At 64.9% G+C, this 11949-nt stretch carries 6 protein-coding genes, 1 pseudogene and 1 riboswitch; all 7 genes and pseudogenes read right to left on the reverse strand.

The window, feature by feature from the left end:
- Positions 1-149: 149 nt before the first annotated feature.
- On the reverse strand, positions 150-1223 hold the full coding sequence (locus G4G31_RS14825) for an SGNH/GDSL hydrolase family protein (RefSeq protein ID WP_182988326.1): 1074 nt from the start codon (positions 1221-1223) through the stop codon (positions 150-152).
- Between the two features lie 604 nt (positions 1224-1827).
- Positions 1828-2589: a PEP-CTERM sorting domain-containing protein gene (locus G4G31_RS14830; RefSeq protein ID WP_182988327.1), complete on the reverse strand. Its 762-nt coding sequence runs from the start codon at positions 2587-2589 to the stop codon at positions 1828-1830.
- A gap of 382 nt (positions 2590-2971) precedes the next feature.
- The gene (locus G4G31_RS14835; RefSeq protein WP_182988328.1) at positions 2972-4765 is read right to left on the reverse strand and encodes a S8 family serine peptidase; all 1794 of its coding nucleotides are present in this window, start codon (positions 4763-4765) and stop codon (positions 2972-2974) included.
- A gap of 85 nt (positions 4766-4850) precedes the next feature.
- Positions 4851-4939: riboswitch (cyclic di-GMP riboswitch) on the reverse strand.
- A 315-nt stretch (positions 4940-5254) separates the two neighbouring features.
- On the reverse strand, positions 5255-6121 hold the full coding sequence (pepA, locus tag G4G31_RS14840; RefSeq protein WP_182988329.1) for a flocculation-associated PEP-CTERM protein PepA: 867 nt from the start codon (positions 6119-6121) through the stop codon (positions 5255-5257).
- Between the two features lie 309 nt (positions 6122-6430).
- A complete protein-coding gene (gene pepA / locus G4G31_RS14845; RefSeq protein ID WP_182988330.1) occupies positions 6431-7285 on the reverse strand; it encodes a flocculation-associated PEP-CTERM protein PepA in 855 nt (284 codons plus the stop codon).
- Between the two features lie 358 nt (positions 7286-7643).
- Positions 7644-8485: pseudogene (gene serB, locus G4G31_RS14850) on the reverse strand (phosphoserine phosphatase SerB).
- A gap of 9 nt (positions 8486-8494) precedes the next feature.
- Positions 8495-11941, reverse strand: coding sequence for a transcription-repair coupling factor (mfd, locus tag G4G31_RS14855; RefSeq protein WP_182988331.1), 3447 nt, complete (start codon positions 11939-11941; stop codon positions 8495-8497).
- Positions 11942-11949: the final 8 nt, after the last annotated feature.

An 11949-nucleotide genomic window follows, 5' to 3' on the forward strand; every position in this document is an offset into this window, starting at 1 on the left:
CCATGATAGTTTTTCCGTGTCCATGCGACGCCTGCAATTACAGCTTGTTACACCTGCGCTCGCGCCCGTGCATTCGCAGGCCGCGACAGTCGGCGTTCGGCGGCGCAGGGCACCAGACCCCGCACCGTCCCACGGTGGCAAGGGTGCCCTCAGAAGGCTTGTTCGCCGGCGACAAGGCCGCTTGCGACGAAGGGGGCCAGCGGCACCGCGTTGGCGATCGCCAGGTAGCCGGCATCGTTCGGATGCAGGTGGTCGCCGCTGTCGTAGGCGGCCAGGAGCCGCGTACGCCGTGCCGGATCGCGCAATGCCGCTTCCGTATCGAGCAGCGCGTCGAATTCGCCGCTCGCGCGCATCCAGTCGTTCACGCTGCGCCGTACCGCCTCGCGCGCGGCCGTGTAATAGACGAAACCCTCGAAGGGCGGCAGGGTAGCGCCGATGATGGCAACGCCGCGTGCGTGCGCGCGCGCAATCAGTTGGCGGTAGCCGGCGATGAGCTCGCTCGCCGGGATCGGGTTGGACCCGGAGCTGTAGCAAATGTCGTTGATGCCGATGAGGGTGACGAGATAGCGTACGCCGCTCGTCGCGAGGACGTCGCGGTCGAAGCGCTCGAGCGCGGCGCGGCCTGCGAGCAAGGCTGTGGGGTAGTCCTTCAGCATCGAGTTGCCGCTGATTCCACGGTTGACGACGCCGATGCGTCCTGCCGACCCGAGCGAGGCCTGCAGGCGCCGGGCGAGGTAGTCCGGCCAGCGCCGGTTCGTGTTGGCGGGGCTGCCCTGGCCGTCGACCAGCGAGTCGCCCGGGGCGACCAAGCACGGCAGGCTTCCCTCGACATCGACCTCGGTGAGGAAGGGCCAGGAGGCCAGCGTCCGTGCCACCGGCATGGTGGCGGTCGTGCTGTAGTCGCCGCCGGGCGAGAGATAGTTGCTCTGGAGCGCAACGTTGTGCAGCGTCGTGCCTGGCGCGCTGCCGGGCAGGTAGAGGCTGACGGCGAGGTCGGCCTGGGCGGGCACGGCAAGGTCGACGGGATCGGACATGGCCGGCGTACCGGCCGGAATGGTGATTGCCGCCGCGCCACCGAAGCGCAGTTCGCGCAGGCTGCCCGCGTTCACCGAGGCCCCGCTTGCGCGCAGGCCGATGCTGGCGCGGCCGATGCGCAGGGCCGTACTGCCCATTTCGTTCGAAACGCGGATGCGGACCCGCGCGCCACCGATGCTGGCGCGCACGACCAGCCTGAGCGTCGACCCCGAGAAGTTCTGGACGCTGGCCGCGGGGGAGGGCCGGCCGGTGCCGTGCCCCGGTGGCGCACCAGCCTGCGCCGCTTGCGAGCTGGGCGCGTGCGGACAAGGCCGGGGTCGCCAGGGTCAGCGCCGGGGCAGGCCCTGCACGCAGGACGCCACGGCGGGCCGGCGATGGGAGAACGGATGACGCGTGAAGACAAGGCAGCTGCTTGACCATGGCGGAGTTCCTCTCTCGGTGAGCGTCGTCAACGATGGGTTGACGTGACCAATCTAAAGCGCCGCCGCCATGGTGCTCAAGAGCCGCACTGTCATGCATTTGCGCTGGCGCAGACGGTGACGATATTTCGCTTGACCTTGAGAAATTGCTCAGTGCTGGCAGGCCGGCCGCCTCGCCGCGGGGCCAGGGCGGGGCGCCAATCCGCGGGCTCCAGGCGCGCGCATCGAGCAGGGAGGGCATCGCGTCGCCAAACGAGACCGGTCCCGCCGCGATAGCTCGCGCCGGGACCGGAAAGGGTGGTGCTGGACCGCCGCCGGGGCCGAAGGCCGCGTGCGCTAGCCGCCCGGTGTGTGGCGGCGGCCCGGTGCGCGTTTATTTGCGCAGGTTGCGGCGGCGCAGGGCGCCGACACCCAGCATACCGGCGCCGAGCAGGGCCAGCGAACCCGGTTCAGGTACTTCGCCGCCCGGGTTGCCCGAACCGCCCCGTTCGAAGGCGCCCACGTACAGGGTTTCCGGCGTGGCGCCGGTGCTGCCGTTCAGGAACTGGATACCCCCGCCGACGATGCATTGCGACAGGGTCGGGCAGAAAGCCAGCGCCGCGGCGGCCTGGGCATCGTCCAGCACGAAGCGGTGCGTGCCCGACTGGCCGATGCCGCCCGTATCGCTCAGCACCATGTCGAGTCCGACGTAAGCGAAGGTTTCGATCGTATTGCTCACGGTGCTGTACAGGCTGAGGTAGAGGTCGGTCAGGGTAGCGTCATTGCCGGGCCCTCCTTCGCTGATGTTGACCACGAAGCCGAGCTCGGCGGCGCTGGTGATGCCGTCGATATCGGTGAGCAGATAGGTGTTGTTGCCGGCGTTGCCCGCGGTGTTGTCGCCCCCCTCCAGGCCCATCTGGCAGGTCGTCGTCGGCGTTGCAGGATTGCCGCCGAAGGTATGGGTGACGCAACCGGACTCGGTGCCGTTCCGTCGGCGGCCGTTGCCGTTGTCCTGGACGGTGACGACCGTCGAGACATTGCCCAGGCCGGTACCCGTGTTCTGGGTTCCATTGACGTAGACGAGATTGGCGAATGCAGGTGAAGCACCAGTCAGGACTGCCGCGCCGAGCGCGAGTTTCAGGATGGTTCGTTTCATCGCTAGCTCCCTTGTTGAACTTTCGTTCTTATGCGCCTTGGGTTAAGGCGTGACCGAGTTCAAGCAAGTAACAAGCCAGTGTCAATACATTGAGGGATATCAGCTACTTATGGTAAACAAGCAGGCGCCCTCGGCTGGAGGTGTAAAGTTTCTCGACTGCGTGGAAGATGCCAGAAGATAGCGTATGGATGAGCGCATGTTCTCATCAGTTAGGTGCGGATCTCGGCAGTCCTTGCCATCCGCCAGCGCCCGGCACGGAAGACGCGTGACGGCAGCCGCATCCAGGATGACCAATAGTGGCTGCCCATGAAAAGGCGCCAGCTGCTCAAGGCAAGCTGGCGCCCAGGCCGGCCGCGCAGGCGGTCGGCAGCCCGATACGGGATCAGCGCACGCTTACGCTGACGCTACGCGTGCTGGTGTTGCCGGCCGCGTCGCGCGCGGTGGCGCTGATCGTATGCGTCCCTTTGGCGATCTTGCGCGTGTTCCAGCTGTACGACAGCGCGCTGCCGCTACCGCTGGCAACGACGGCGCCGTCGATCGCCAGGCTGTGGCGAATGCCGGCTGCGCCGCTGTTGTCCGATGCGCTGACGGACACCGAGACCGTTCCCGCGACCGTGCCGGTGGTGGGGTTGTCCACGCTCAGCGCAGGTGCCGTCGTATCCTGGGCGACAACGGTCGTGCCGTTGGCAACGTTGACGGACACCGCCGCCGAGCTCCCGGCATTACCGGCGGCGTCGTAGGCGACGGCAACGAGCGAGGCCATGCCATTGGCGACCCCGGCCGAATTCCAGCTGAAGCTGTACGGGGCGGCGGAGTCGGTAGCGACGACGGTACCGTTCACTTTCAGGTCGACCCGGGCCACGCCGACATTGTCGGAAGCATTGACGCTGACGGGAACCAGACCGCTGACCGAACTGCTGTCAAGCGGTGCGCTGATCGCGGCCACTGGAAGCGTCGCGTCGACGGCGCTGGCATAGGCGCGTGCGGCGCTGACGGCGGCGGCTGCATTGACACGGCCATGGCCGAACACGGGATCGCGGCCGGCCGCCCCCAGGTCGACAGCTGTCTTGAACAGCAGGGCTTCGATCTGCTCGCCGCTCAGGTCGGGGCGGGCAGCCATCATCAGCGCGGCAACGCCTGCGCTCACCGGGCTGGAAAAGGAAGTGCCGTTCCACGACGAGTAGCCGAGAGAATTGTTTGTGGTCCAGATGCCGCTGCCGGGCGCTGCCAGGGACACGAAGCTGCCCCAGCTCGAGAAGCTGGACTTGGTATCGCTGCTCGTCGTCGAGGAGACGATGATGTAGGCCGTGTCGGGCGTCACGTTCTCGTTGACGTTGGCGTTGCCGGCGGAAATGAATACCAGGCCGCCCTTGCTCTTCATGTAACGGGCCGCGCTTTTTACGGACGAGCTGGCTGCAATACCCGTATAGCTGACGTTCGCCACGCGTGCGCCGTGGTCGGCAGCGTAGGTGATGCCGTTGGCGATCGTGCTGAAGTAGGCCGGGCAGCCGGTACCGTCCTTGTAGGCAATCCTCACCGGCATGATTCTGGCGGAGCCGGCGACGCCCGCGACGCCAATGGCGTTGTTGGTGCTTGCTGCCGCCGTACCCGCGACGGCGGTGCCGTGGCCGCACAGGTCGCTCGTATCGGTGTTGTTGTTGTACACGTTATAGCCCGGAACGAGGCGCTCCTTCAGGTCCGGGTGCGAGGCGTTGACGCCGGTATCGAGCACGGCGATCGTGACGCCGCCGCCCTGGGTGCTGTCCCATGCCGTCGGCGCGCCGATCTTGTTGATGTGCCAGGCGCTGCCGATATACGGGTCGTTCACCGCCATCGCGAGCTCGACCTTGCGATCCAGTTCCGCGAACTTCAGCTCCGGACGGCGCGACAGCCTGGCGACCGCTTCCTCTTCGGACAGGCCGGGCGGCAGGTCGACGATGTGCATGCGGCTCTGGCCGAGCTTGCGACGCTTGCCGCCATGGGCCTTGATGAGCTGATCGAGGTCGGCGTCGGACAGGCCGGCGCGGGCTTCGATCAGGATGCGGCCGCGAGCGAACTCGCCGGCCGGTTCGGCACTGGCGGCGGCACTGAACGACAGGCTCAGTGCGGCAGCGGCCAATGCGGCGGAGGTTTTACGGAAGGTAAGAGCGGAGAATGCATGCGAAGCGATGTTCATGAGAGCGAGTCCTGCGTAGGGGTAGAGAGCACAGGACTGCCGGCGAGCAGGGACACGCGAAGGCGTGCTCGCAGCTCAGTGGATGTTTGGCAGTCCTGCCGTCATCGAGCCGGGTGGCTCATTAGACCGTTGACTTTGCGTCCTCCGCTTTCGCGAAGTTTGCCCTGTTCAATATCTGAGCCCAGTGTAGAACGTGAATTTCCCCATGGCAACCAAAGCCCGCCAAAAAAACAGGCATTTGTCTCGTTTACGGGAAACTTTGACACAAAGCAAAGACTCGTTTGTTTAGCGTCCGGCAACGCGGCAGGGCTCGAACCGGGGGTGGCGCGTCAATGCGCCGACGGGCGGATCAGGCGGGAAAGCCGACGCAGCGGCGTCGGATTCGCGGTCTGGAGCGGGAAGAATGGGGCGGGAGGAAGAGCTGGTGAAGCGCAAAGGACAAACAAAAAAGGCGGGCAAGCCCGCCTTTGTCGATTTCTGCCGAACCGATCAGCGGCCGTTGCGGCGGCGGGCGGCGAAGCCTGCGCCCAGCATGGCGATTCCGAAGAGCGCCAGCGAACCCGGCTCGGGCACTTCGCTATCAACGGTGCCCAGCTTGATCTGGCCGTTGCCGGAAATGAAGAAGTACTCGCCGGGGGCGTTGGCGTAAGCAGTGCCGTTGCAGCCCGCACCCGTGAAGCCGGCGTACTGGCAGGCGACTTCATCGACGAGCGTCGCGCTTGGGCGGCCCACGGTATTCGCGTTGGTAAAGGCGAAGCCCATGATGGACTCCATCGACAGGTCGTTGCCCTCGCTGTCGAAGAAGTAGCCCGAGGCCAATGCGCCGGCATCGGCGCGGGCGAACACGCTCACTTCGCCATTCCTGATCGGGCTGCCATTCGAGTCGACCTGTCCGCCGCCGCCCGCCAGCACGTCGAACGAAGCGATCAGGTTGCCCAGGTTGGCGCCATAGATGCCGTCCGTGGAGCCGTATTGGCCGTTCGTCGGATTCTGGTACATCCGGATCGTGCCGCCTGCAAAGGTGAACTCACCGCCGAAAGTACCGGTGCCGTTCGCCTCGAACACGGCGGTGATATTGCCCCCAGGGTATTTCACCGGGAAGAGCTGCCCATTCGAGTCCGCCTGGGTGATGTTGAACACCGCGTTCTCGGTAAACGTGAAGCTGCCGTCGCCCGTCGGATTGAGCTTGATGAAGGCGTTCCCGTTCACATCCAGGTATTCGCCGATGGTCTGGCCACCCTCGAAGCCGCCACCTGTCGGGTTGAATACCCAGTCATTCAGGATCGGCTCGGCTTGGGCAAGGCCCATGGCCATGGCAACAGCGCTGGCAACAGCAAATTTCTTCAAAACATTCATGATCATTTTCCTTATTGGCGGTTGATCGGATTGGATACGACCTCCGCATAGTGAGCAAGGTGCGTGCCAGTGCCGCCGATCCTCGTAAAATCAAGGACTTGCATTTTTTTGTTAACTCAGCAGTAAGGAAAATGTAAAGATTGGCGACGCGCGGATCGCTCGGGCGCCTACTTGAAGTTGCAGGGAATCATGCTGCGGACGAGCAAAAGGCCGGCCGGACGGCCCGGAGTCCGGCGGCACGACTGCCGTCGCGCGCCGGATTAGGCAGGCAACAGAGCGGGCAAGCCCGCTCTGTTCCTGACGCGGCGATCAGCGTCCGTTGCGGCGACGGGTCACGAGTCCGGCACCGAGCATCGCGATGCCAAACAGCGCCAGGGACCCGGGCTCGGGCACTTCGCCCAGCTTCAGCTGCCCGTTGTTGGACACGAAGAAGTACTGGCCCGGTTGATTGGTATAGGCGCTGCCGTTGCAGCCTGGACCGGTGAACCCGGCGTATTCGCAGGCCACTTCGTCGACCAGCGTGCTGCCCGGCCTGCCGACGGTATTGGCATTCGTGAAGGCAAAGGCCAGGATCGACTCCATCGACAGGTCATCGCCATTGCCTCGATAGAAATAGCCCGGTGCCAGGTCGCCTTCGCCGGCGCGCGCGAAGACGCTGATCTCGCCGTTTCTCAGCGGGCTACCGTTGGCATCGACCTCGCCGCCGCCGCCGGCGAGCACGTCGAAGGTGGCGATCAGGTTACCCAGGTTGGCGCCATACACCCCGTTAGTGCCGCCGTACTGGCCGTCGGTCGGGTTCTGGTACATCCGGATCGTCCCGCCGCTGAAGGTGAAGTTGCCGCTGAACTGGCCTGTGCCGCTGGCCTCGAAGACGGCCGTGATATTACCGCCGTTGTAATTTATCGGGAACAATTTCCCATTCGAGTCCGCTTGCGAGATGTTAAATACCGCGTGCTCGACGAACGAGAAGCTATTGCCACCCGTCGGCGTCAGCTGAATGAAGGAATTCCCATTCACATCCAGATATTCACCGATCTCCTGACCCGCTTCAAAGCCTCCTCCATTAGGATTGAACACCCAGTCATTCAGGATCGCAGCAGCTTGGACACTGCCCACGGACATTGCGACAGCCGCAGCACAGGCTAGTTTCTTGACTAGTTTCATGATTCTCATCCCCTCGTGTGGTGGTGAATCGATAGGTACAGCGCTGCAAAGCTAAGCAAACTGCATACCAGCGTATTTACACGACTGGTAAACAAGCACTTGTGACTTATCGTTTCCTCAGCAGTCGTGCGAAGTGTAAGTAATCCCGACAGCGAAAACCGTGACTGGAGAGTGAGCGGGAGCGAACTGGCGTGCTGCCGGGGCAGCCCGAGTGTTGCATGTCCTTGAAATTGCTGGGGTTTAGCGTTGCAGGGCGCCGACATGCGCGCCCTTCGGGTGAATACTGCTGAGCGGAAGATTTCTCGACAAACGTCTTGCACTGGCGGCGCGGGCAGGCGGGTACGACCGTCGAGCTGCCTTATGCCAATACCGACAAGATGCCATCCAAGCCACTGAAATTGAGCGCCACATCGGCCCTGGCCTGTACCACCGGCTTGGCACGGAAGGCCACCGACAGTCCGGCGATGCTCATCATCTTCAGGTCGTTGGCGCCGTCGCCCATGACGATCGCCTGGGCGGGATCGCAACCCAGATCCTGGCATACGCGCGCGACCGTACGCATCTTTTCCTCGGCGTCGACGATGCCCCCGACGACGCGTCCGGTCAGCCGGCCTTCCACGACTTCGAGCACGTTGGCGTGGGCGACGTCCAGCCCCAGGCGCGCCTGCAGGCGCTCGGTGAAGAAGGTGAAGCCGCCCGACACCAGCAGCGTCCTCAGCCCGGCGGCCTTGACCGCGGCCAGCATCGCCTCGGCACCCGGCGACAGGCGCAGCCGTTCCTCGTACACGCGCGCGAGCGCCGCCGCATCCAGCCCGGCCAGCAGCGCCACGCGGCGCGTGAGGCTTTCGGAAAATTCCAGCTCGCCGCGCATGGCCGCTTCGGTGATCTCCGCCACCGGGGTTTCAGGCCCTGCATGTCGGCGATTTCGTCGATGCACTCGATGGTGATCAGGGTCGAGTCCATGTCCATCGCCACCAGGCGGAAGTCGGCCAGACTGCGGCCTGCCGCGATGAAGGTCGCGTCGACGCCGGCCTCGAACGCGGCAGCGGCGACGGCCGCGCGCACGTCCGCCGTGGCGCCGACGTCCTCGCAGCGCAGCGCATGCGCGGACAGCCGGTGCACGCGCGCGGGCTTGGCCAGCGCGCCGATTGCGCCGAGTCGTTCGGGCGAGGCGCCGGGCCCCTGCAGTACCAGGTTCATCGTCATCGTTCAGGCCAGCAGTTGTTTGATGGTTTGCTTCACCTGCAGCACGCGGCTGGCGAGGTCCGGCATGCTGGCCGTAAGGCGCAGCTTGTCCTGGCCGGCCAGCTTCACGTGGCGGTTCTTCTGGATCAGCGTGATGATCCTGATCGGGTCGATCGGCGGTTTTTCCATGAACTGCAGGCTGGCCGCTTCGCTGTGGGCGTCGATCTTGACGATGCCGACCTGTTTCGCCGCGATGCGCAGGCGGTGCGTCTCGACCAGGGCCTTCACCTGCTCGGGCAGCTTGCCGAAGCGGTCGATCAGTTCTTCCTGCATGTCGTCGATCTTGTCCTGGCTTTCGCAATTGGCCAGGCGCTTGTAGATCGACAGGCGCTCGTTGACGTCGCCGCAGAAGTCGACCGGCAGCAGTGCCGGAACGTGCAGGTTGATTTCGGTGGTGCTCGACAGCGGGGCCGCCAGGTCCGGCTCCTTGCCGGCCTTGAGCGAGCGGACCGCTTCGCTCAGCATGTCCGAATACAGCTGGAAGCCGATTTCGAGCATCTCGCCGGACTGGTTCTCGCCCAGCACTTCGCCGGCGCCGCGGATTTCCAGGTCGTGCATGGCGAGATAGAAGCCGCTGCCCAGTTCTTCCATCGCCTGGATCGCGTCCAGCCGGCGCTGCGCCTGCTTGGTCAGGTTCTGCACGTCGGAGACCAGCAGGTAGGCATAGGCCTGGTGGTGCGAGCGGCCGACCCGCCCGCGCAGCTGGTGCAGCTGGGCCAGGCCGAATTTGTCCGCCCGGTGCATGATGATCGTGTTCGCGGTCGGCACGTCGATGCCGGTCTCGATGATGGTCGTGCAGAGCAGGATGTTGAAGCGCTGCGCGACGAAATCGCGCATCACCTTTTCCAGGTCGCGCTCGTGCATCTGGCCGTGGGCGACGCCAATGCGCGCCTCGGGTAGCAGCTCCCGCAGCATGGCCAGGCGGTTCTCGATGGTGTCGACCTCGTTGTGCAGGAAGTAGATCTGGCCGCCGCGTTTCAGTTCGCGCAGGCAGGCTTCGCGGATAATCGAGCCGTCTTCGCTGCGGACAAAGGTCTTGATCGCCAGGCGCTTCTGCGGCGCGGTGGCGATGATCGAAAAGTCGCGCAGGCCTTCGAGCGCCATGCCCAGCGTGCGCGGGATCGGCGTGGCGGTGAGCGTGAGCACGTCGACTTCGGCGCGCAGGGCTTTGAGCGCTTCCTTCTGGCGCACGCCGAAACGGTGTTCCTCGTCGATGATGACGAGCCCCAGGCGCGTGAACTTCACGTCCGGCGAGAGCAGTTTATGGGTGCCGATCACGATGTCGAGCGTGCCGTCGGCCATGCCCTTGATCGCGTTGTTGATCTCCTTGCCGGTACGGAAACGCGAGAGCTCGGCGATTTTCACCGGCCAGTCGGCGAAGCGGTCGGCGAAGGTTTGCGCGTGCTGTTCGGCCAGCAGCGTGGTGGGCGCGAGGATCGCCACCTGCTTGCCGCCCATGACGGCGATGAAAGCCGCGCGCAGGGCCACTTCGGTCTTGCCGAAGCCGACGTCGCCGCAGACCAGGCGGTCCATCGGCCGGCCCGAGGTCATGTCCTTGATGACGTTATGGATTGCCTCGGCCTGGTCGGGCGTCTCGTCGAAGCCGAAGCTCTGGGCGAAGTTCTCGTAGTCGATGCTGGAGTATTCGAAGGCGTGGCCCTGGCGCGCGGCGCGGCGCGCGTACAGGTTCAGGAGTTCGGCGGCGGTGTCGCGCACCTGTTCGGCGGCTTTTCGCTTGGCCTTGTCCCACTGGCCGGAGCCAAGCGAGTGCAGCGGCGCATCCTCGGGCGAGGTGCCGGAATAACGCGAAATGACATGTAACTGGGATACGGGAACGTAGAGTTTGGTGTCCTTGGCGTACTCGAGGTGCAGGAACTCGGTCTCGCCTTCGCCCAGGTCCATCGAGATCAAGCCCATGTAGCGGCCGATGCCGTGGTTGATGTGCACCACCGGGTCGCCGATCTTCAGCTCCGACAGGTCGCGCACCATCGATTCGACCTGGCTGGTCGCTTCCTGCTTTTTCTTGCCCGCGCGCCTGCCGGAACCGGCATACAGCTCGGTTTCAGTGATAAAGGCAATGCAGCCGCTGGCTTCCTCGTAGAGCTCGAAGCCCGCCTGCAGCGGCGCCACGCCCAGCGCAAGCCTGGCGCTGCTCGTGCGCATGCCCTCGAAGCCTTCGACCGGCGTCACCGCAAGCCCGTATTCGTTGAAGTACTGCTGCAGGGTTTCGCGGCGGCCGTTCGAGTCGGCGCAGATCATCACGCGGCAAGCGGTCTTCGCGATGAAGGCGCGCAGGTGGGCCAGCGGGTCTTCCAGGCGGCGGTTGACGGCAACGTCGGGGATCGGGCCGGAGAGTTCCGAGGTCGGTGCCTGGGCGTCGCGCGCGATGTTCCAGCGTCCGTGCGGCTTGGCGCAGGTGAAGAATTGTTCGCTCGAGAGGAAGAGTTCGCGCGGCTCCAGCAAGGGGCGCTCGCGGTCGCTCTTGAGGAAGCGGTAGCGCGATTCGGTGTCCATCCAGAAGCGCTGCACGGCCGCCTCGATGTCGCCCACCAGGGCCAGCGGGCCCTCTTTCGGCAGGTAGTCGAACAGCGTCGCCGTCTCGTCGAAAAAGAGCGGCAGGTAGTATTCGATGCCGGCCGAGGCGATGCCGTTGCCGATGTCTTTATACACTGGAGACCTCGACGGGTCACCTTCGAATCTTTCGCGCCAGCGGCGGCGAAAACTCGTCCGGGCCGCCTCGTCCATCGGGAATTCGCGTCCCGGCAGCAGGCGCACTTCCCGGACCGGATACAGCGAGCGCTGGGTGTCGGCGTCGAAGGTGCGGATGGTGTCGATCTCGTCGCCGAACAAGTCCAGGCGGTAGGGCAGTGCGGAACCCATCGGGAACAAATCGATCAGGCCGCCGCGCACCGAGTATTCGCCAGGGGACATCACCTGCGAGACGTGGGTATAACCCGCGAGGGTCAGCTGGGCCTTGAGTTTGGCTTCGTCGAGCTTTTCGCCCTGGCGGAAGAAGAAGGTGTAGGCCGCCAGGAAAGAGGGCGGCGCCAGGCGCACCAGGGCCGTGGTCGCGGGCACCACCAGCACGTCGCACTGGCCATTCTGGATTTCATGCAGGGTCGCCAGGCGTTCGGACACCAGGTCCTGGTGCGGCGAAAACGCGTCGTAGGGCAGGGTTTCCCAGTCGGGCAGCAGGTGGCAGGACAAGGTGCCGCCGGCGAACCAGGCGATTTCGTCGAGCAGGCGCTGGCCATCGCTGGCATTGGCAACGACGACGGTGAGCATTTGCTTGCCGGCCTTGAAGGCAAGGCCGGCAACGGCCAGCGCATAGGCGTCGGAAGAGCCGGCAAGCGCAGGCAGGACGAAGCGTTGGCCGGGTTTGGGGAGGTGCTTGTTGAGATCGAAAGGCATGCAGGCGT

Origin of the sequence: Massilia sp. Se16.2.3 (assembly GCF_014171595.1) — a bacterium.
In the GTDB taxonomy this organism is placed as follows: domain Bacteria; phylum Pseudomonadota; class Gammaproteobacteria; order Burkholderiales; family Burkholderiaceae_D; genus Telluria.

Coding starts and splice junctions, on each gene's coding strand:
- pepA (WP_182988330.1), bottom strand. CDS start 7,285: ATGAAACTAGTCAAGAAACTAGCCTGTGCTGCGGCTGTCGCAATGTCC.
- G4G31_RS14835 (WP_182988328.1), bottom strand. CDS start 4,765: ATGAACATCGCTTCGCATGCATTCTCCGCTCTTACCTTCCGTAAAACC.
- G4G31_RS14830 (WP_182988327.1), bottom strand. CDS start 2,589: ATGAAACGAACCATCCTGAAACTCGCGCTCGGCGCGGCAGTCCTGACT.
- mfd (WP_182988331.1), bottom strand. CDS start 11,941: ATGCCTTTCGATCTCAACAAGCACCTCCCCAAACCCGGCCAACGCTTC.
- pepA (WP_182988329.1), bottom strand. CDS start 6,121: ATGAATGTTTTGAAGAAATTTGCTGTTGCCAGCGCTGTTGCCATGGCC.